The sequence below is a fragment of the Streptosporangium sp. G11 genome, from assembly GCF_051192615.1.
Classification (GTDB): Bacteria; Actinomycetota; Actinomycetes; order Streptosporangiales; family Streptosporangiaceae; genus Streptosporangium.
On the sequence record NZ_JBPJUQ010000028.1, the window covers coordinates 63,356 to 84,459 of the forward strand.

Consider the following 21,104-nt stretch of genomic DNA (forward strand, 5'->3'; position numbering starts at 1 on the left):
CGCAACTATCTGGTCGAGACAATCGGGTCATGGCTGACGCTTGCGGCTTCGGAGCGCCTGGGTCCCCATTTCGAGAACCAGCGTGTCCTGCTGTGGCAGGGATGTCATGAGACGTGCTCCGTTTTGCGGGCCAACGTGGACCGACAATGGTTCGACGGCTTCAGCATGACAGAAGTAAGTTGTGTACGCAAGCAACGATTTCTATGTGCCAACCATCCGGTTTCTGCACCGAGCGGACACCATCGGACGGCATCGATCGGAGGCGGAACACTCCGAGATGATCAACTAGGGACGGCTTGACTGGGCGACTCAGTCGCCGGCGAGGTCGCCACGCAGCACCTCGGCGACCCTGCCGAACGCGTGAGTGAACGTTCGGACCTCGGATTTGGTGAGGTGGTCAAGAACCAACCTGCGCACTCGTGCCAAATGGCCGGGGTAAGCCGACTCCAGCGCGCGCAGGCCATCATCCGTCAACACGGCGAACGAACTGCGCGCGTCGGTCTGGCACTTGCGCCGGGTCACCAGCAACCGCCGTCCCATGTCGTCGACGACACGACTGATCCGACTGCGGGACAGTGCGGTTACGTCGGCCAGTTCAGAGATTCGCAACTCGTGATCGGCCGCCTCGGAGAGAGCGACGAGCACGGAGTACTCGGTCATCGTCAGGCCGGTCTCGCGATTGAACTGCTCGTCCAACGCCCGCGGAAGCCTGGTCAGCACCTCGACGAAGGCGCGCCACATGGCCTCCTCTTCGCCACTGAGAGCCTCCGTCGCCACCACGGTGTCAACGTAGCTGAAGTTGCTTGCGTGCACAAATGCTCAATCACCGCAGTCGCCCGGCTCGCCGACCTGGAGGAGATCGTCCATGAGCGGCTCTCCTCACACGATGTGGCTGTCAGCGGCCTGCCCCGGGCCGCTCCCGCCACTCCTCCTCGGCAACGCCGCCGTACGCCAGGGTCAGCGAACCGCGTTCCCCCTCCAGCGACCGGTGATGGGTGGCCACACCGGTGGCCACCCAGCGCAGTAGCGACTCATCGCCGATCAGCCCGGGCAGGAAGCCCAGCGAGACGACCTCGTGCCGCTCGCCCCAGGACCGGACAGCTCCCCTGAGTATCGCCTGGAACCCGTCAGGGATCTTCCCGGCGTCGTGACACAGCCCGGCCAGGCAGGCGGCGGGCCAGAACAGGCCACCGGTGGCCCGCTCCAGCAGGGCGACCTTTCCGACGCGCCGCCGCAGGACGACGGCGCCCGCGAGCGTGGCCGCCAGGTGAGCGGTGAGCCTCTCCTTCGGCGCGCTCTTGGCGAGCATTTCCCGTAGCTCCACGCTCACGCTCCCACGGCGGCGGTGGCGAGCTGAGCGGGATGAACGGGCGGCAGGAACGCCACCGTCTGACCGGCTTCGTTCACCCGGTCGCCGGCGATCGGCGTCTCACTTCGCCCGGAGGGGTCGAAGCGGTAGCCGTCCCAGCGGGTCCGGGAACGGTCCAGGGAGACCGCCGTCGGCAACCGGAGCAAGGTCCCGCCGGACGCGGAGGTGATTCCCTCGGGCAGGACGGCATGCCCCTGGCGGCCGGGGCCGGTCCGCAGCGTGACGCGCCGGGTCGCCACCCCGACGAGATCCTGGCTCCGGCCCAGCCGCAGCGGCCACACCGGCCTGCGCAGCCTGCGTTCCCACAATTCGGCGTCGGCGACGAGCCAGACCGTCAGCGTCACACCGGCCAGGAACTCCCGTTCCCGGGGGGTCGGATCGGCCTTCTTCCCGGTGGCGTCCAGCGGATGGTAGGTCTCCAGATCGACCCCCTTGTCGCGCGCCCGGAACGCCATCGCGAACCGCGTCCCCGGGTCGACGGCGTCCCACCCTCCGGCCGCCGCGGCCAGCATGCCGCCCACGGTCGCCGGGGGAGGGCAGGGGAGGGCCACCTGCACCCCGGCGTACAGCGGGTTGCGGAAGGAGACGATCGGCGCGGTCACCGTCACCTCCAGCGCCTCGACGGCCCGCCCGTCCTCCTCCTCGAAAGGCCCGGCGGCGGTCATGCCTTGGGATCCTCGAACCAGGTGTCGTGCTCGCCACGCTCGATCCGCTCGGCCAGGCCGCCCAGCAGTACCCGAGGATGATCGATCACCAGGTGCTCGGCCTTCACCAGGTCGGCCAGCTCGGCGTGCACCTGGTCCCGCTGCTCCCCGAGGAACCCCGGCGCCCAGCCCAGCAACACCGGACCGTCCAGCTCGTCGGCCCAGGCCTCGATCTCGGCACGCAGCACCCCGGCGTCGAACCGCGCCCGCTCGCCCCGGACACCGACCACCCGCGTGAAGGGGTTGACACCACCCCTGACCGGCGCGAGCAGGATCAGCGCCGGAGCCCGATCCCCGTAGTGCATCGACTGCTTGGCGCCACCGCGCACCGCCGTCAGAGTACGCAGCAGCAGCAGCGCCGCCCGGCGGCGACGCTCGGCGATCGCCAGCCGCAGTGCCGAGGACCCCCGGAACGTCACCGGCTCCGCGCCGTTCTCCCGCGCCTCCTTGGCGGCCGGTTCCGGAAGGGCGACCTTCAGGCCGGTCCCGTCGGTCTCGAAGACGCCGATCCGCGGCAGGTCCAGTAGCACATCACCGGCCAGCTCCGCGCTGTAGAACTCGTGCCCGTGCAGCACCGGGTTCTCCCCGGCGCCGAAGCCTCGGCTCATCGTCCCGAAATCCCGCTCGGGACGGCGCGGGGCCACCGACACGAACGTGCCGGTGGCCAGCACCGTGTCCCGCTGGCAGGTCTTGGCCTTGTCGCCCTTGACCGCGACCATGTAGCCGAACAGGTCGTCGTCGAGATATCGGTCGGGACGGCCGTGCGTGTACGCCTGCTGCTTCTGACCGCTGCCCGAGCGCACCACCGGCGACACCGGCTCCGACGCGGGCAGCGAGTCGCGTACCCAGCGGCGGAACGCCTGCGCCGAGACGTACGGATGGACGTCACGCCCGACGCGCAGCTGCTTCACCCGGGCGACGTTGTCCTCGCCCAGGCCGTTGTTCGGCGCCCCGGCCACCACGTCCAGGACGATCTTTCCGACCAGGTGGCTCATCTACGACTCCTCGCCTTTCATGTAGCCGATGTCCTCGGGATGTTCCTTGTCCTCGTCCGCCATCGCGGCGGCCACCTCGGCGCGGTCCTCGGGCTTGAACCCCAGCTCGTGGAGCCGCTGCACCACCGACACGACGAGCAGCTGCCGGTGGAGCCAGGACTGCTCCACCTCCGGGTCGAAGAGCAGCCGGAACTGCTCCTCGGTGACCAGCGGGCCGTCGATCCGGTCCGATGTGTCCAGCAGGGCGTCGATGTTGCGGCGCATCAGCCAGTGCCGCATCCGCTTCTGCTCCTTCAGCGTCGCGTTGAACTCCCGGAGTCTTCCGGCGGAGTTCTCGGCCTTCAACCAGGCCGCCACCTGTGCCCCGGCGGTTTTGATCTCGTCGACCTCGTTCTGGTTCATCCGCATCACCTCGATCGTCAGTGAGAAGCACAGCTCGGCCAGTTCGGCCGTGTCGTCACGGATCACGCCCCGGTCGAGGCGCGCGGTCAGATAGCGGCCGCACGCTCCGACGATCCGGTCCGGCGACCGGAAGGCGTTACGCGCCAGCCCGACCACGCCCGGCCTGTCGGGCGTCGCGTGCGCGCGCAGCAGAGCGGGGAAACCCCGCTTGCGCGGAGGCCGCGACGAGTGCCGCAACCACTCGGCGACCGGCTGCTCCATCGTGTGGATCTCCAGCGTCTGGCCCCGGTTGTTGTTGCTGAAGACCAGCAGCTCCACACCCGCGGTCAGCCGGTCCTCGTGGTCACGCAGGGCGTGCAACGCCAGCACCTCCCGGGCGGGAATCCCTCGCGGGTCGGCCTGGCCCAGGGCGATCAGCTGCCGGTTGCGTTCCACCCGCCGCGACAGCGTCCGCGCCATGAAGGGCTCGTCCCAGCTGTGCAACGCGATCGACGGCCCGCCCGTCAGGCGGCAGCCGTACGGCAACGCGTGGAAACTGCACAGGCACGGCCAGCACAGGGCCATCCCGGCGTGCCCGCGCGGCGTGTTGTTGCGATAGAGATCGCTTTCGGCCAGCGGAACGTCGACCTTGCCGAAGAACCCCACCGCGCCGCGCCCGCACAGCACGCAAGCCACCGCCGGCCGGGCTTGCGGCTTCGGAAGCCGACGCCATTCCCGTACGGCATCGCCAATGGTGTCGGCGTCCTTCTTCGCGTTGCTGAGATGGTTCATCTTGGAGTTCGGGAAGAAGGACAGGCTCGACTTGAGCCAGAAGCCCTTGTCGCTTTTCGTGTCGCGTACCAGAGCCGCCCGTACGGCGTCCTCGGTGACCCGGTGCACCGCCTTCTCGAACGCGTCCGGCGCCAGCCGCTCCGGTGACGGTGCCTTTCCCAGGTGGGCCAGAGCGTAGGCACCGACGCGCTGCAGCGGATGCGCGCTCAGCACCAACCGCGACTGCTCGCCGTCTTCACCCACCTGGCCGTCCGGCCTGCCCGCTTCGCTCACCGGGCCGTCCGCTTCGCTCACCCGGCTGTCCGGTTCGCTCACGCGGCCACCCAGCCGAAGCCGGCCGCGTTGGCCTATCCCAGACCCCAGCTCCAGATGGCCTGGAGCGTCTCCGGCGGCCCGGTCAGCTCCACCTCGACCGGCGCTCCGGGTTTCGCGCCCTGGCTTACCGAGAAGGAACGCTTGGACCCCACCCAGGAGATCTCCGTCAGCGACACCTCCGGGTCCAGCCCCAGCGTCTCGGCCTTCCGCCGCAGGTTGCGCTGGAAGAACACCGGAAACTCCTGGTCCGTCGGGAGCAGCCAGGCCTGCCTGGTGGTCCGCTGCCCGGACTCGTCCCGGCCGGTTCCCTTCATCACCACCGGCGTACTCGTCCGGAACCGACCTCGCCCCGACTCGAACCCCGGGGGCTCCACCGCCACGACGTTCAGCACCCGGAACGCCACACCGCCCCAGTCCAGCAGCTCCCGCTGCTTGATCCCCTGCGCCAGCACGGCCACCACGTCGAAGAGCGGGCTGCCCAGCTCCACCCAGCCCCGCCCGCCGACCGCGTACGCTCCCCGCTGCCTCTTCGCCTGAGGAAACACCGGAGCCCCGTGCCCCAGCGGCACCATGCCGTACGGCCCCGCTCCCTGGTTGTGCAACTGCCGCCCGAGCGCCGGAGCCTCCCGGGCGAGCACGTCGTACGCGAGCGACCGCCCCGGCGCCAACACCTTCGCCCACGCAAGCTCGGTAGCCGCCGTAGCGACCTCGATCCGCAACCTCACCTTTTCCCTCCCGCCTTGGTTCGTCTCTCACCTACTACAGATGGACGACGGCTCCGGCGGGGAAGCTTCTGATGCATTTGCGCAGCTCAGGCGATTGACAGGCACTCGGGAGCGATGGCTCGTAACCTTGGGTGGCAAGCCTGGGCCAATCTGCGCTCGACACGGAGGGGCCGCCTCCAGATGAAGGCCTTTATGATCATGCTTTTGCGGCAGACCTCCGGAGTTTTCCGCACGACCGGAGGTTCGCTGCAAAACACTGGCTTCGGTCTTCGATATTGTGCTGATTCACCTGCGGCTTTACCGTGGGTTCTCATCGCCCCTACGAGGGGTCGCAACCCCGTGTTCAGCTTGTTCCACTGGTCGGCCTTCGTGGTTCTTATCGCCCCTGCGAGGGGTCGTAACCGGTGTGGGTCTAGCAGCTCCCGGGTGCGCTGGAGCGTCCTCATTGCCTCTGTGATGGGTTCTACCTGCTGTTTTTCCGTCGTCCATCTGTATTAGGTGAAGGCGAAAAAAGAGCAGGAAGGGCGGGCGGATGGGGTTTGCAGGGCTGGGGCGGGGACGGGCGGGGTGAGAGGGCTGTGGGAAGGCGCCTCGCGGTGGATGGTGGCGGCGGTGGCCGGGGTGGCGGCGGCGGTGGCCGCCGGGACCGTGCCGGATGTGATCAAGGGGTGGCTGGGTGACCAGCGGCTGCTTCTGACGGTGCTGTGCGTGGCTGCGGCCGTGATGTTCGCCGGTATCAACCTGTGGCAGCAGCGCAGTAAGGGCGTGGGCATCGTCATCGCCCTGCCGCGAGCGAACTGGCGGGCGCCGTGGAGCGCCCAGTGGATCGGCGCGGCCACCGATCACGCCCGACGCAATCACGACTCCTGCTTCGTCGTACGACGTGATGTCGAGGGGGTGGGGCCCGGGGCCGACGCGGACGAGAGGGCGGCGGCTCGGGAGGCTCGCAGGGACACCCTGGATCTGGCCTACGAACTGGTGACCGCGCGGCTGACCGAGCTGTCGGAGGCCGACCCCTCCACGCCGGTGTCGCTCTACGTCAACGCCGCGCTGCCCGATGCCTTCGAGCTGGGTACGCGGTTCAAGTTCAACGTGCAGCGGGAGTTGCGGGGGGTCAGCGCCACTCGGGGGGAGCGGGCGGGGGGAACGGAGACGGCCATCGCTCCCGTGCTGCCGCAGCGTTCGGAGAGTGGCCGGTCCGACTTCTTCACGGCGGTACGGATCAGCGGACGGATGAAGGAACCGTTGAGCCTGGCGGAGGCCGCACGGGCGGCACGGCTGGCCAGGGTGGTCGAGGAGCCGGAGTTCGAGGGGGACGAGGAGGGGCGGGCGGTCGCCTTGGTGGTGCACCTGTCGGACAACCCGATGATGGTCGCCCAGGCGCTGCGTGCGGCGGGTGACGGCTGCGCGGACACCGATGGACGCTGGGAGCGGTGCCGGGCGGCCCTCGTCGTCGACGGGGGGCCAGCCAACCTTCCGGAGGCGGCCGTCGACTTCGAGCCGGCCGTCCGGCATGTCTACGCGGCGTGGCAGGCGTGGGTGGCGGCCAGGCCGCAGTACGCCGCCCTGAGCCCCCGGTTGTTCATCGCGGCCCCGGCCAGCGTCGCCTTCGCACTGGGCTGGCTGCTCGGCCACGCGATGAAGGCGGTTCCGCATCCGTATGAGACCGATTCACACGAGGCCGGGCCGCGCGGGGCCGAGCTGTCCGGGACGGGCACGGACGGGAGCGAGCCGCGTGAGGGCGGTACGGACGAGACGGGAGAGTCATGTACGTCGTCATGATCGGTACGGCGGGCAACCAGCGCTACATCTTCTCCTCGGGGAAGCGGCAGGAGATCGTCGGAGCGTCCGATCTGATCGCCAGGGTGGACGGGACCTGGGCCGACGAAGCCCTGGAGAAGGTGTTCCGCGGGTTCGTGAAAAGCGAGTGGCGTATCGAGAGCCACGACGCGGAGCTCCTGGTCGCGGGAGCGGGCGGGATCACCGTGCTGGTCAGGGACCAGGAGGCCGGGCGGCGGCTGGTGACGGAGCTGACCCGGCGCGCGCTGAAGGAGGCGCCGGGGCTGGACGTCTGTGGTGTCGTGGTCGAGTACGTCCCGGGTGAGCTGGCCGACGCGATCGGGAAGGCGCGGACGGAGCTGGCGGCCGTGCGAGAGGCCAGGCCGGGACCGCAGGCGCGGTTCCTGCGGTTGCCGCTGGTCGAGGACTGCGCGTCGAGCGGGCTGCCCGCAGAGGCGATCCGCTTCGAGGGAAAGGGAGAGCCCGCGCAGCCGAGGTCGGCGGCGGCGATGGCGAAGCTGGCCGCCTACCGGCCCGCCCTCGACCGGTTGGCCCCGGTGAAGGACGCTCACACCGGCTGGCGGGCGATGCGAGGGATCGTCGACGAGCTTGGCCTGAACGCCGAGTGGGTCGCGGTGGTGCACGCCGACGGCAACGGGCTCGGAGAGCTCTTTCGGACGTTGGGCGAGTCGGTGCGAGGTGAGGGCGACCGCGCCTACGCGGACGCGCTGCGAGCGTTCTCCCTCGGGGTGGACCGCTGTGGGAAAGGGGCGTTTCAGGAGGCGCTGCGCCGTACCGCCGAGGAGCTGGGAAGTGAGGATCCGCTGCCGATTCTTCCGCTGGTGCTCGGTGGCGACGACCTGACCGTGGTGTGCGCGGGTGAGGTGGCGTTGCCCTTCACCCGGCACTACTTGGAGGCGTTCGAGGAGGAGACTGCGACCGAGCCCCTACTCGGCCCGATGCTGGCCAGAAGCGGTCGTACGAACCTGGGAGCGGGCGCCGGTGTGGCGATCGTCAAGCGCAATTACCCGTTCCACTTCGCGTACGAGCTGGCCGAGAAACTGACCGAGGTCGAGGCCAAGGGGGTCAAGAGCTGGGGATCCGCGCTGGCCTTTGTCGTGCTGTTCGAGAGCGCGGCCCCCGACCTGAAGCGGATCCGCGCGTCGGTCACCCTGTCGGGTGGTTCGGGAGGAACGGCCTCGCCGTACCTGGTGGGGGAGGGCAGCAAAGACGGCCGGGCGCGGGGGCGGCGCTGGGCGGATCTGCAACGGCGGATCGATGCGCTGAACCTGTGTGAAACCGGGTCGAAGGAGCCGCTCATTCCCCGGAGCGCGGCCCATGACCTCCGCGAGGGGGTGTGCCTGGGCGAGGAGGTCGCCGCGTCCCGGTTCGGCCTGCTGCTGCGGCGGTTCGAGAAGGACCGGGAGCGCAGGGAAGCGCTCATGAAGCTGACGGAGGAGGGCGAGCTGCTGTGGACCGATCACGTTTACGGCGACCACGCCCACGGAGCGAAGAAGGTGACGGGCCTGCTGGACGCGATGACGGCGCAGCGGTTCCTGAAGGTGAAGGAGGAGGCGAGGTGAACGAGACCGGGAGTTTCGCGATCTCGCTGTTCATGGTCAGTGACTGGCGGGTGGGGACCGGGACGGGGATTCAGGGATACGCCGACCGGCTCGTCCAGCGGGACGGTGAGGAGGCGAGCCGACCCGTCCTGCCCGGGAACAGGGACAGGAACGAGAACGGCGACGGGACTGTCCGGCAGGACGGTCTGGACGGTACGGAGGCGTCTCCCGCTCCCGCCGCGCCGATCGTGCCCGCCAAGACGCTGGTCGGGGTCTGGCGCGACTCCTGCGAGCTGGCGGCGCACGCTCTGGACAGCGGTCCCAGCGGTGTCTGGCACGACTGGGTGGGCTTCCTGTTCGGTGGCAGGTTCGACGGGAAGGCGCCCCGGCCCGCCGCGCTGGTCGTCGAGGGCCCGCTGCGGTTTCCCGTAAAGCTCGCCCGGCTCCTGCGGGCGAGGCCGCAGGTCGCCTGGGCGGCGACGTTCCGCAAGCCGGGGGTGGCGATCGACGTCCGTACCGGCACCGCCGAGGCGGAGATGCTGCGATTCGAGGAGATGGCCCGCGCGGGGGTCACGCTGACGGGCCGAGGGCGGATCGAGGGCTTCGCGGAGCTGGACCAGGGCCAGCGGGACGTCGCCGTGGCGCTGCTGGGGGCGGGGGCACGGCTGCTGGAAGGCATCGGAGGCAAGCGCCGCCGGGGATCGGGGCGGTGCGCGATGACCGTCGAAGGGGCAGGGTTCGCTCCCGTCTGGTCGATGCCGCCCCCCGAGCGGGTGGTGCCGCCCCCGGCGGGCCCGGCGTACGCGGTCGCGGACCGGCCCGTTCCCGTGTCCCGGCCGACGCGAGCAGGCTGGGAGCGCGCGGAGCTGGTCATCACGGTGCAGGAGGCGGTTCTCGCCGCGGCCACCGTCCTGGGCAATGTCGTGAAGGGCGCGGGCCACGTTCCCGGCTGGTGCCTGATGCCGGAGGTGGCCCGGCGGCTCGGTGGCGGCGCGCACGCCCTGGTCCGTACGGGGGATCTGTTGGTTACGGCCGCCACCCCGGAGTCGGCCGGGGGCGCCCGCACGCTGCCGGTGCCCAAGGTCTTCGTCCACGAGAAGGGGAAGCCGGGCACAGTGACTGGAAACCGGATGGCCGGCGCCGTGTCGTCCGGCAAGCCGTACCGGGGCGGATACGTCGTACCGGACGGTGAGGACGTGCACGAGGTCGTCGATCCTCCGTCCATGCTGCGCATGCACAACAGCATCCGTGACGACGTCCAGCGACCCACCCGGGACATCGGCGGTGTCTACGTCTACCGGGCACTGGCCGCCGGGACCGCGCTCCGTGCCGAGGTGCGTGTCAGGGCGGGCGCGCTGGAGGAGGGCTGGGAGGAGAGGTTGAACGGACGGTGGCGGGTCGGCCGGTCCTCCAAGGACGACTACGGACAGGTGGAGGTCGTGGCCCGGCCGGTCGCCGAGGGGCGGCGAGCGGCGGGGGGTGGAGATCTACTGCGGGTGTGGTTGCTGTCGGAGCTGCTGGTCCGTGACCTGAGACTGCGACCCAGTACGGAGGTCGAAGACGTGAAGCGGGCACTGGAACAGGCTCTGGCCAAGGCGGGGGCCTCCGGAGTGAGCCTGACACCCGTGATCGGACGCCGGGACGGGCGAGTCGGTGTCGCGCTGGGCGTCCACCGGACGGAGAGCTGGCACCGCGGCTGGGGCCTGCCCCGCCCCACCCTGTACGGCCTGGCCGCCGGGAGCTGCCTGACCTTCGAGGTGACCGGCGGCCCCATCGCCCCGGACGTCCTGGCCGAGGTCCGGGCCGCGGGCGTGGGGGAGCGCAGGGCCGAGGGATTCGGGCAGGTGGAGTTGGATCACGATCTCCTGCTGCTGCCCGTCGAGGCTGCGGGTTCTCATGGCATCCGGTCTTCGGCCGTCGCCCCGATCGAGGACAGCCCCTCCGGCCCGCTCGCCGTCGCGCCGGACAACGCGTCTCCTGCGGAGCTCACCGTCGCATCGGACGAGATGCTCTCCGCGGCGTCCCAGGTCGCGTCCGCCGGAACGTCCGTGCCCAGACTCCTCACACCGGGCGAGGACGGCTACGACACCGCGAGGATCTTCGAACGCGCCGCCTGGCGGGCAGAGATCCACCGGGCCTGCGAGCGGATCAAGGGAGACCGGGAGAGTCGGTCGCGAGTCGTTCCCACCGGCGTCCCCAGCACGCAGCTCAACGCGCTGCGCGAGATCGTCCGGGAGCCGTCGCGGGAGCGCGCGAAGAGCCGCCTGCTCTGGCTCACCCGGACCAGGGCAGGTCGACCTGACTGGCCCCGGGAGGCGGTGACGCGGCTGCTTGACCTGCTCACCACTACGGATCCGGTCTGGGCGCTGCTCGCCCTGCCGGAGGAGAGACTCGTCGTGACCGGGGACGGGGTCGCGACCCTGCGGGCCGAGCTCCACTGCGAGGCGGTACGGGTCCTGGTCAGCGCCTGCCTGGCCGCGCACAGCCGCGACGAGGCGGCGGGCAGCCGCGAAAGAACCACACGGAACGGTGACGCCGGGACCGTCACGGCGACCGTGGGGAGAGAGTGATGAGCGCCAGAGTGGGACGGCACGTGACCAGCAGGATCCGGGCGCGCGGCTGGCTGCGTACGGAGTCACCGCTGCACGTCGGAGGTCTCGGCCACGACCCTTCGGAGCCGCTGCCGATCGCCCTGGACGGCCTGGGCCGTCTCTACGTCCCCGGCACCACGCTGGCCGGGGTCCTGCGGAACTGGTCGCGCGGGACCGGCGAGGCCTCTCCGCTCCTCGACAGGCTGTGGGGTTTCGTATCCAAAGATGACTCCGAGGAGGGCAGCGCCAGTCGGATGATCGTCGCCGACGCGCTGGTCACGACCGATCATCGTCTGGACGAGCGAGGGCTGCCCGCCAGCCCTCTCGACCCCATCGGACTGGAACTCAGGCAGTCGGTGGGCATCGACCGGGTGACGGGTACGGCGGCCCAGGAGTTCCTGTACGGCAGGACCGTCGTGCCCGCCGGGTGCTACCTGCGGCTGGAGATCGACGTCGAGTCGCGCACGGACGACGCCACCGGTGACGAGGCCCGGCTGGGAGCCCTGCTCGCCGCGCTGAGCGCGGGGGAGGTGCGGATCGGCGCCGCGACCGGCCGGGGGCTGGGGCGGTACGACTGCTCGACGACCCGTTCGAGCTGGTCGTGGACCGGTTCGACTCCCCGGCCGGCCTGCTGGCCGTGTTGCGGGACGACCCGGCCCGAGCCCGGACGACGGCGTCGTTGCGGTCCGCCGACGCGGGGCTTCCGCGACGCCGAGAGGTTCTCGACGTCCGCGTCACCTGGACTCCTCGCGCTCCGGTGATGGTCAGGTCAGGCTCTAGGGGCCTGGTCGTCGACACGCTGCCGCTCACCACGCGCGTCGACCGCCGTCACGTCACGCTGGTCCTGCCGGGCGGGTCCATCAAGGGAGCGCTGCGCGGCCACGCCGAACTGGTGGAGCGCACCGCGCGGAACGACATCGACGCTCCGTCGGCCGAGCCGGGTGCGTCCCCCAATGAGCACAGCGCCGCGTTCCGGGCGCAACTCGACCAGCTGCGCGTCGTACGGGCACTGTTCGGCTCCGCTCGCGACGACGCCGATGACCGCCGGGCGGGAGCGTTGCGCGCCGAGGAGTGCACCGCCCTGCTGACCGTCCCGGACACCCTCTGGGAGTCCGCCACCACGGGGGCCTCGCTTTCTGGGGAGGACGGAGACGGGGACGAGCGCTTGCCCGTGCTCAGCGACTCCGTACGTGACCGGTTGGAGGATCTGGGCATGGCGCAGGCCGACCACGTCGCGCTCGACCGCTGGACCGGCGGGGCGGCCGATGGGCGTCTGTTCAGCGTGCTGGAGCCGCACGCGGTGGAGTGGGAGCCCATCCGGCTCTCGGTGGACCTCACCCGGCTGGGCGACGAGCGAGACAGCGGGCTCACCCTGCTGCTCCTCACCCTCCGGGACCTCGCGGACGGGCGGGTCCCGCTTGGGGCCTTGGTCAACCGGGGGTTCGGCGACGTCGACGTCACCGAGATCACCCTGACCGGCGGTCCCTGGTCCGAACCGGTCACGCTGCCCCGGGCGATGAGCGGGCCGGAGATCTCGCCCATCACCCGGGCCTGGGCCGACTACCTGGCAAAGGAGTCGTCATGACCTTCTCCCCACGAGCTCTGGAAGGAGTGCGATGACCTTCCTGTACGGCGCCGCGACCACCGGGGTCACCTTGGCGGATGCGCTGGAGGCGACCGGCGTCGCCGGAGGATGCGCTCTGCTGACCGCGCCCTCGGCGTACCACGTAGGCCGCGTCGAAGGGCGCGGCTGCGTCACCTCGGCCGGTCTTGTCGATCTGTCCACCATTTACGAGGCGAGGGTCTTCACCTCGGAGGTGGAACTGCGCTGGGTGGAGGCCGGGTACGCGGTGGTGCTCACCGAGGACGAGAGCCTGCTGCCCGCGTCCTTCGGCGATTCGCTCGACGCGCTGCCCGTCGAGACGACGCTGGAAGCCCGCTACCTCGTCTGGGGCAAGGTCACCGCGCCGCCCCCCACCTCACCGGCCGCCGCGTCCGTGCCCGGCTGGGTCACGCTCCGCTCCGCCCGGATCGGCGCCGTCACCGTACCGATGACGACCCCCGCCACCCAGGACCGGGTGCGGCTGACCGCCCGCGAGTACGTCGTCACGGACCGGGTCCACGGCAACGCCTACGTCGCCGAGGAACGCCTGACCGGGTTCGAACCCTACGCCCCGGAGACCGGGCTCGAAACCTACGCGGAGGAGGTCGCGTGATGAGCGGCGACGCGAAATTCCTGAACCCCTACACGTTCGTCCCGGCGTTTCCCCGGGACGGCCTGCCCGAGCCGCTTCGCGACGGGCCGCCCCCCGCCCGCGACCGATTGCGTCCCGGCTGCTGGACCGGTCGCGTCGGCGTCACGCTCACCGTCGAGACGCCGCTGCTCCTCCTGGACACGGCACGAGGGACTCCGCCCGCCGAAGGTGTGGACGGTCACCTGGTCTACCCCGTCCGGCTCAGAGACGGGCGACCGCACCTGCCCGCCACTTCGGTCAAGGGCATGCTGCGCGCCGCCTACGAGGCCGTCACCAACTCCAGGTTCGGAGTCTTTGACAGCCACGACGCCCCGCTGGGATTCCGTCGCAGTGCCGATTACGCCCTGGACATGGTCCCCGTACTCGTCGGGGCGGGAGGAGTGATGTTCCGGTTCCAGCATGCGGCACTCAAGATGTACGACCCGAAAACTGGAGAAAGCCTCTATCCACGCCAGGGTCAGGAAGCTCCCCGCCATCTGGAACGAATTCAGGCACTGATCAGGAGTGAACGGGGGAAAGCGACCAGCGTGGTCGGATTCGCGCGCAAGGGCACCACCGAAAGGCTGATCCCGGAGAACGGGGAGCGGCTGGTGGAGGGGATCGCCTACGTCACCGGTCCCAACATCGAAGGCAAATCCTCGGAACGCCTGTTCTATGTGGAGTCGGGCAGAGAACCCGCGAAACTCCCGCTGGCCAGACCGTGGAGTGAGCTGGAGAAGCAGTGGAACGACCTGATCCGCGACTACAGGAATGCGCACGACGGCGCGGAACTGCACGAGCGGCGGCGCCCGGACGGTTCTGTCGCCGGGCCGGGGGAGCGGGTCGGCGCCGGTCCCGGGCAACTCGCCTGGAGCCCCCACCTGTACGACAAGACCTGGCAGGTGCTCAGAGGGGGGATGCTCTGCTACGCCCGCCTCGTTGACGGCCGCGTCGACCGCCTTTACCCGGTCCTGGTGCCGCGGGACATCTATCCCGTCGCCCCTTCGGAGCTGCTGCACCCCTCACTGGCTCCGGCGCCCCGCTACGACGAGCTCTCCCCCGCGGACCGAGTGTTCGGCTGGGTCGCTCCCCCCAACGGCTCCGGCGTACGCCCGGCCGCCTATCGCGGCAGGCTGCGTATCGGTCCCGTCACCTGTGAGCAGGACGCGGAGCGGGCTGTGGAGCGGTTCGGCGGCGACGGCCTGCCGCTCGCGATCCTGGGCCGGCCCAAGCCTCAGCAGGGACGCTTCTATCTCGCCGAGTCTCCGGTCAGGCCCGATCTGCCGGTGAGGGACGGGACGCCCAAGGAGAAGCTGTACCAGCCCGGTCAGGGACTGCGCGGCCGGAAGGCGTACTGGCACCACGCCGGGCTGGACCGGAGCCAGCACTGGAGCGAAGGTCAGGGCAAGCTCGACCCGGCGCAGGTTCGCATCAGCGGCTACTACCGCGAATACCGGCGGTCCCGCACCTCACCCGGCGACAGCGGCGATCCGGATCCCGACGGGAAGCGTTACCTGACGGAGCCCCCCGAGCAGCGCGACACGCAGAACCGTTCGATCGGCGGCTGGGTGCGCCGCGAGACGACCTTCCGGTTCACCGTAGAGGTCCACGATCTCGACGACCACGAGCTGGGAGCGCTCGCCTGGCTGCTCAGCCTGCCTCAGGGGCACTTCCACCGGCTCGGCTTCGGCCGGCCCCTCGGGTTCGGCAGCGTGCGGCTCGACGTCGACGCGGAGAACACCGAGCTGCACTCCGGAGCGGAGTACGTCGCCTACTACCGCGACCTCTCCGGGACGTTGCCGGACACCGATGGCCTGAAAATCCTGAACGGTGCACGCGAGACGTTCGAGCGCATGGTGAACGGTGTGCCCGACCTGTCCACGGTCCGCGACGCGATGCTCGCGGTCTTCCAAGGCGATCCGGAACTCCCGGTGCACTATCCCCGTACGCGGCCGGAGTGGCTGAACGAGGGCGTTCCTGGGCCGCCGGATCCGCGCGGCAGGAACTACGAGTGGTTCACCGAGAACGAGAAGCAGGAGAGCAACAGGATCGTTCCGGGACGTGGGCGCTCGTTGCCCCGCCCGGTGGACCCTGTCGCACCGCTTGGCGTTTACCCATCAAGGAAGGGGGAGGACAACACGGGCGGTCGTAAACCGCCCGCAGGTTCTTCCCGTCGTGGACGTGACGGAAAGGGACGGGGAAACGAACGCGGAAACGGCGGAAAATCACGATAGTTTCGCTGTTTCATCGAGAATGTCACTGGCGTGGGTTACCGTCGGCGCGATCGGTCGCGTTTCGGTAGCAGCGGGAGGACGCAATTCTGGAAAGGACGGTTCCGGGAAACACGGTTCCGGAGAAGACGGAGGGCACGCTGCTTGTCCATGCGGTCGGTGGCGGTGATCTGGGGTTCGCCGGGATGCGCGCGGACGACCCGGAGATCGCGGGCTCGTGGACTTCCGACACGGCGGTCTTCGAGGGTGACCCGAGGGCGACGGGCAAGGACCGTCGCCCTCTGCGCAAGATCTTCGAAGGCCTGGCCGCAGGCGACACCCCGATCTCCCTACTTGTCCTGCTGGGGACGACCAATCCCGGCGCGCCCGGAGGCGGGACGTTCGCCGACCACGCCGACACCATGCGGAGGCTGCTCACCTCCGAGGCCGGGATGTGCGGGGCCCGTTTCGAGCCGGGCGCGGTCTCGGTGGTCAGGCTCGGAGACCCCGCGCTGAGGGACGCCGCGGGTGCCATGAGCCGGTGGCTGGCGGAACACCACCCCGACGACATCCTGATCAGCTGTGGTTCGGGCGCGTTCGCGCTCAGCGTGGGAGCCCTGTGCGCGGCGCTGGAGACGCGCCGCCCCACGCGGATCGTCCACCTCGACACCCCGGACCGGCCGTACTCGCTGGACAGGCCACGCGACATGGACGCCCATCTGGCGGCCTGGCTGCTCCGCTACCGGTTCTGGGACGGTCTCGCCGAGGTGGACCCGGCCAACCAGATGCTCTGGGAGCTGCTCGCCGCCCGGCAGGCCGGAAACCTGGAGGTCGCCGCACGATTGCGGGACCGTTCCCGGACGGCCGAGATTTCCGGCCTGACGCCGGGGAAGGCCGACTGGTTCACGAAGGAGTGGCCCACCGTGCAGGCCGCTCTGTTCGAGCGGATCGGGCGGGGAGAGGCAGCCGACTACGGTCTGCTACGAGCATGGTTCGCGGAACAACTCCGCAGGTCGTTCGAACGCGACCAGGACAAGAAGGTTCTGACGGCACGCACCGAACGCGAGATCGGGAGACTCGTCGCCGCGTTCGGTGACCGGGCCGGTGGAGCCGGCAGGCTGTCCGCGCTTGTTCGTGCGGCCGCCCGCACCGTCGAGATGGGCGGTGACGCCGCCTGCGTTCAGATGATCAGGGACGACGCGCTGACCGGCCTTTACACGGCGGCCTCCACCCACCGGGCGCACCTGATGCCGGAGCGTCTGGAGCCCGGGCCACTGCCGCAGACCCTGCTCAGGGCCGCCGACCGCTGGGAGAAGGACGACCCCGGATTCCAACTGGTCGCCGCCACCGGCAGAACCGGATGGCCCGTCCTGGGCAGCGGTGACGTTCTGGGGCTGCTGGCCGTCGGACTGGATCGGGAAGGCAGGGACGTCGAGGATCAGACTGCGCTGGAGACGGTTCTCGCCGGGCTGCGGGAACGGCGTGGGTTGCTGTCCCGCCGCGGGATTCTGCGGCTCAGGCTGCTCGCCAGCGAGGAGACACGGGAGCGGGCACACCGGCTCGCCCGGTGGGCGGCCGAGACCTCCGGAGAGTCGGTGGACGCGCGAGTGATCGAGGGCGTCTCGGGTGACCTGCGATCGATTCACGATGTCGTCGTCACCGCGCTGCGGGCCGAGGCGCCGCCGACCGGTCGCACGGGGTCGGGCAGCCCGCGCGATGTCGACGAGGTCGTCCTCGTGCTCAATCCCGGGCCGCCGATGACGAACTACGGCATGATCGCGGCCGGGGTGGAGTGGTCGCTGACCGCCGCCTGCCCGCTCTGGGTGACGGAACTGGTCCGCGTGCCGGGTGCCGCCCCCCAACTGCGCACCGGCCGGCCGGTGGCGGCGCGTCTCGGTGCCGACCGGGTGCTGGCAGGGCTGGCGATGAGCGCCGTCAGGCGTCTGGACCTGCGGACGGGGCGTCGGCTGGTCGAGCGCGGCTCCGGCCTGCTGCGTGCGGCGCTGCCCGGTCTGGCTGCCCTCGAAATGGAGCTTTTCGGCCCGGCCCCGGACGACTGGACGATGAAGGAGCGCTGCTCCGCCGCCAAGCGGCGCCTGCTGCTGGTCGCCGAGGCATGCGGCGAGCATCGCGAACTCGCTGCCTACCTCGCGGTGGAGGCGATCCGTCCGGCGCTGTTCACCTGGCGAATCTGGACGGAGCTGCGTGCGGGGCATCCGGCACTGGACGCTCTCGCGAAGCTGGCGAATTCCGCTCTGCAGGGACACGCTCTCGATCAGCGGGATCGCGGAGGGCGCCGCCAGGTGGGGGGTGACCGTGGTGATGTGCGGAAGCTGGTCCGCGGTGCCGCGGATGAGCTGGACGGAACGCGTAGAAGCGATGACGAGCTTATTAAGCACTACAAATCAGTCATAAATGGACTTAGTCGAGCGTATCGCGAAAGCGGTTGACGCTGATCATGCCTCCTGCCACTCTGGTTCCGTTCAACGGCTGTCGCCTGCGAGCTTGAGCGATTCATGTCGCTCCTTCTGAGGGCCTCGGACTTCGAGGCCGATGTCGAGAGACCGTCCTATTCGGACGCGTTCTCCTGTCATGCCTTGGAAGGACGCAGCCATGAACCTCGCCGCCGTCGCCGCAGCACCCGAGCCGGTCGCTTTCCTCGCCTATTTCTCGCTGGTCTCCCCGGCTATGAGAGACGTCGCGCGCGGACCGCTACGCAGGGCCCGCCACGGTGGCAGACCTTGTAGTGGAGCCGACGGGACGCGCTGGTGCGACGAGTGTGAGCGGACGATCGACGACCATCTCCTCGGCGGATACACCAGGCTGCGCGAAGCCCTGGCGGGAACGCCTCCCCGGACGAGGGCGGGGGAGGCGGTCCGCGAGATGGACACGGTCGCCCGCTGGGTGACCTCGCCGGAGGCCGCCGTCAACGAAATCGATCTCATGGCGCGTCTGATCCGGCGGCGGCCCAGCGGCGGGGAACCCGCCGGAGTCCGCGCGGTTCGTGCCCAGCTCGTCCATCACCCGCTGCGCAACATCGAGGCGCGAACGTGCCGTGAGGACGCGATGGGGCGCGGCGCCTCCGCGCAGCCGCTGCGCGACCTCGGGAAGTCCGACTGGGCGCGGCCACTCCGCGACGAGGAGACGTCCTTCGCGCTGCTGGCCGACGCCGTCACCCGGCTGCGGAACGGGGCCCGCGACCCCTACGACATCCCCGCAGATCTGCTCGACCGCCACCACCTCGACCCGCTCGCCGCTCGCCGCTCGCTCCGCGCAGCCCTGGACCGGCTTTGTGAGCTGCGGCCCGGCTTCTTCATGGCCAACGTGACCATTCACCTGGAGCAGGGGGAGTTCTTTCCCGAGCTCTTCCCCACACTGGATCACAACCCCGAGGACCTGCTCATCCTCGGTGAGGAGAGGGAGTTCGCCCGCCGCACCCTGTCCACGCTGATCGCTGGTGAACGTACGGCGAACCGAAGCGTCCACCACCGGGTGCTGCTGGCCGGTATCTGCGCGGACGTCCCGACGGGCGGCGCCGAGCTGGTGGCCCGCGCCGCGCGCGACCTCGGAATCGGTCCCAGGGCCGCTGACAGGTTCGTACGAAGGCTCATCTCGCTCGTCTCCCTCGTGGGCCAGGACTGGGTCGCCCGCCGCTTGCCGGGGGCGGAAGACTCGTGATCCGGGCCAGGAGGCCAGAGGACGCCCGGATTTTCCATGTCTTTCTCGTATTGAGAATTTCTCACTGTGAGGATAACTTGGGCCCGGAAGGAAGCCGGGAGGAAAGATGACGCAAGCACGCCGGGCGCTCGCCGCGCAGACCGTGGAGATCCTGGAGCGCGGCTGGTACGACCACCCTTCGGAGGGGCGGGTGTCCATCGCGGGAGAGCTCGCCGGTGCCGTCGCGGGCACGCGGTCGTGGGGAGCCGGGGAGCCGGTCGGCCCGCTCGCCGCGTTTCCGGCCGTCGCGACCTCGGTGGAGGTCGTCAACGAGACGTCCCTGTCGGCCGCCCGCCGCATGGTCGGGGCGGAGAGGGACGGCGGAAGCGGCGAAGGCCGCGAAAGTGGCGGGGGTGCCGTCGGCTGCCTGAACTTCGCCTCGGCGAAGAATCCCGGGGGCGGTTTCCTGCGGGGGACCCAGGCGCAGGAGGAGAGCCTGGCGTACGCGTCGGGGCTCTACCGCTGCCTGCTCGAGGCGCCCGACTTCTACGCCTTCCACCGGAGGCGGCGCGATCCCCTCTACAGCGATCGCGCGATCTTCTCGCCCGGGGTCCCGGTGTTCAGGGACGACAGGGGTGGCCTGCTCGCCCGTCCGTACCCCGTCTCGTTCCTGACGGTGGCCGCGCCGAACGCGGGTGCCATGGACGAGAACGACGAGCGGCGCGCCCTCCTGCCGGAGGTGCTGTTCGAGCGTTCGGGGAGAATTCTGAGCCTCTTCGCCGCCTCGGGGCTGCGCGGCCTCGTGCTGGGGGCGTGGGGGTGCGGGGTGTTCCGCAACTCGCCCGCGCTCGTGGCGGCCTGCTTCGCCACGCACCTCGGCCCCTCGGGGGCCTTCCGCGGGCGCTTCGAGCGGGTGGTCTTCGCCGTGCTCGACGACGCTCCAGGAACGCCCACTTACGACGCGTTCGCGCGGGCACTCGCCGACGAGCCCGAATAGGGCACCGGGCCCGGCGTCCTGGACGCCGGACCCGGTGCCATCCCCCCGGGATGGTCTGGTCGGGTTCGGATGAGCGCGAAGAACGCCCGGCGCCGGTGGCGCCCCTCCCGGCGCCCGTATCACGGAGGGGCGGGCGGCGGGGGTTCAGTACGCGACGCCGACCACCTGCTCCACCGTCGCGGGGTTGTCCAGCAGGGCGAGGATCGCGTGGGCCAGGTCGGAGCGGGCGATCGTGTGCCCGCCGGGGACGTTGCCGCCGATGGCCAACCGGTATTTCCCGGTGAGCGGCTTGTCCAGCAGGCGGGGCGGCCGCATGATCGTCCACTCGGCGTTGCTGCCGCAGATGCTCTTCTCCATCGCCCTCAGATCGGTGTAGACGTCACGCAGGGCCCGCCGCACCAGCGGGGTCACGATCCTGCGGCCGAGGAAGGGTTCGCCCTGCGGCGACGGGCCGACCGGGGCCGCGCTCACCACGACGAGGCGGCGCACCCCGCAGGAGTCCATGCTGGCCAGGACACTCCGCGTCGCCGTCGCGACGACGCCGTCGCGGGCGATTTTCCTGCTGCGCGGGCCGATGCCCGAGATCACGGCGTCCCGTCCCTCCATCGCGGAGCGCAACGACTCCGGGGCGGACAGATCGGCCGTCACCACCCGCACGCCGGTGAGGATCTCCGGCAGCCGCGCGGGATCGCGCACCACCGCCGTCACCTCGTGCCCCGCTTCCAGCGCCTGCCGCACGACCTCCTGCCCCGTGCCGCCCGTCGCTCCGCAGACGGTCAGCTTCATCGCGTTC

17 protein-coding genes are annotated in these 21,104 nt (G+C 70.4%); 10 read left to right on the forward strand and 7 right to left on the reverse strand.

Annotation, left to right across the window (positions count from 1 at the left end; translation table 11 throughout):
• Window positions 1-309: 309 nt before the first annotated feature.
• The 6 genes from ACSDR0_RS24920 to ACSDR0_RS24945 form a co-directional block, all read right to left on the reverse strand.
• On the reverse strand, window positions 310-813 hold the full coding sequence (locus ACSDR0_RS24920; RefSeq protein WP_435291290.1) for a MarR family winged helix-turn-helix transcriptional regulator: 504 nt from the start codon (window positions 811-813) through the stop codon (window positions 310-312).
• Between the two features lie 82 nt (window positions 814-895).
• Window positions 896-1,324, reverse strand: a complete 429-nt coding sequence (locus ACSDR0_RS24925) for a CRISPR-associated endonuclease Cas3'' (protein WP_435291291.1) — start codon at window positions 1,322-1,324, stop codon at window positions 896-898.
• A gap of 2 nt (window positions 1,325-1,326) precedes the next feature.
• Window positions 1,327-2,034 carry a CRISPR-associated protein Cas5 gene (gene cas5, locus ACSDR0_RS24930; RefSeq protein WP_435291292.1) on the reverse strand — a complete coding sequence of 236 codons (708 nt, stop codon included), beginning with the start codon at window positions 2,032-2,034 and terminating at the stop codon, window positions 1,327-1,329.
• Window positions 2,031-3,068, reverse strand: coding sequence for a type I-B CRISPR-associated protein Cas7/Cst2/DevR (gene cas7i, locus ACSDR0_RS24935; protein ID WP_435291293.1), 1,038 nt, complete (start codon window positions 3,066-3,068; stop codon window positions 2,031-2,033). The genes cas5 and cas7i overlap by 4 nt, the downstream gene beginning before the upstream one ends.
• Window positions 3,069-4,556 (reverse strand): hypothetical protein, encoded by a 1,488-nt coding sequence (locus tag ACSDR0_RS24940; protein WP_435291294.1) that lies wholly within the window; start codon window positions 4,554-4,556, stop codon window positions 3,069-3,071. It abuts the gene before it with no gap.
• Between the two features lie 32 nt (window positions 4,557-4,588).
• Window positions 4,589-5,281 (reverse strand): CRISPR-associated endoribonuclease Cas6, encoded by a 693-nt coding sequence (locus ACSDR0_RS24945; RefSeq protein ID WP_435291295.1) that lies wholly within the window; start codon window positions 5,279-5,281, stop codon window positions 4,589-4,591.
• Window positions 5,282-5,848: 567 nt separating this feature from the next.
• On the opposite strand from ACSDR0_RS24945, the gene ACSDR0_RS24950 reads away from it, so the two are divergent.
• The 10 genes from ACSDR0_RS24950 (at window position 5,849) to ACSDR0_RS24995 (ending at window position 20,311) form a co-directional block, all read left to right on the forward strand.
• Complete coding sequence (locus ACSDR0_RS24950; RefSeq protein ID WP_435291296.1) at window positions 5,849-7,063, forward strand: hypothetical protein; 1,215 nt, start codon at window positions 5,849-5,851, stop codon at window positions 7,061-7,063.
• Window positions 7,048-8,643, forward strand: a complete 1,596-nt coding sequence (locus tag ACSDR0_RS24955) for a Cas10/Cmr2 second palm domain-containing protein (protein WP_435291297.1) — start codon at window positions 7,048-7,050, stop codon at window positions 8,641-8,643. The genes ACSDR0_RS24950 and ACSDR0_RS24955 overlap by 16 nt, the downstream gene beginning before the upstream one ends.
• On the forward strand, window positions 8,640-11,192 hold the full coding sequence (locus tag ACSDR0_RS24960) for an RAMP superfamily CRISPR-associated protein (RefSeq protein ID WP_435291298.1): 2,553 nt from the start codon (window positions 8,640-8,642) through the stop codon (window positions 11,190-11,192). The genes ACSDR0_RS24955 and ACSDR0_RS24960 overlap by 4 nt, the downstream gene beginning before the upstream one ends.
• On the forward strand, window positions 11,192-11,974 hold the full coding sequence (locus ACSDR0_RS24965; RefSeq protein ID WP_435291299.1) for an RAMP superfamily CRISPR-associated protein: 783 nt from the start codon (window positions 11,192-11,194) through the stop codon (window positions 11,972-11,974). Before ACSDR0_RS24960 ends, ACSDR0_RS24965 begins: the two co-directional genes overlap by 1 nt.
• Window positions 11,974-12,798 carry an RAMP superfamily CRISPR-associated protein gene (locus tag ACSDR0_RS24970; RefSeq protein ID WP_435291300.1) on the forward strand — a complete coding sequence of 275 codons (825 nt, stop codon included), beginning with the start codon at window positions 11,974-11,976 and terminating at the stop codon, window positions 12,796-12,798. Before ACSDR0_RS24965 ends, ACSDR0_RS24970 begins: the two co-directional genes overlap by 1 nt.
• Window positions 12,799-12,829: 31 nt before the next feature.
• Window positions 12,830-13,429: a type III-D CRISPR-associated protein Csx19 gene (gene csx19, locus ACSDR0_RS24975; protein ID WP_435291301.1), complete on the forward strand. Its 600-nt coding sequence runs from the start codon at window positions 12,830-12,832 to the stop codon at window positions 13,427-13,429.
• Window positions 13,429-15,681, forward strand: a complete 2,253-nt coding sequence (locus ACSDR0_RS24980; protein WP_435291302.1) for a TIGR03986 family type III CRISPR-associated RAMP protein — start codon at window positions 13,429-13,431, stop codon at window positions 15,679-15,681. Before csx19 ends, ACSDR0_RS24980 begins: the two co-directional genes overlap by 1 nt.
• Window positions 15,682-15,863: 182 nt before the next feature.
• Window positions 15,864-18,107: a hypothetical protein gene (locus tag ACSDR0_RS24985; protein ID WP_435291303.1), complete on the forward strand. Its 2,244-nt coding sequence runs from the start codon at window positions 15,864-15,866 to the stop codon at window positions 18,105-18,107.
• Between the two features lie 163 nt (window positions 18,108-18,270).
• The gene (locus ACSDR0_RS24990; protein ID WP_435291304.1) at window positions 18,271-19,335 is read left to right on the forward strand and encodes a hypothetical protein; all 1,065 of its coding nucleotides are present in this window, start codon (window positions 18,271-18,273) and stop codon (window positions 19,333-19,335) included.
• Window positions 19,336-19,441: 106 nt separating this feature from the next.
• On the forward strand, window positions 19,442-20,311 hold the full coding sequence (locus tag ACSDR0_RS24995; protein WP_435291305.1) for a TIGR02452 family protein: 870 nt from the start codon (window positions 19,442-19,444) through the stop codon (window positions 20,309-20,311).
• A gap of 144 nt (window positions 20,312-20,455) precedes the next feature.
• On the opposite strand, the gene ACSDR0_RS25000 is transcribed toward ACSDR0_RS24995, so the two are convergent.
• A complete protein-coding gene (locus ACSDR0_RS25000; protein WP_435291306.1) occupies window positions 20,456-21,097 on the reverse strand; it encodes an NAD(P)-dependent oxidoreductase in 642 nt (213 codons plus the stop codon).
• Window positions 21,098-21,104: the final 7 nt, after the last annotated feature.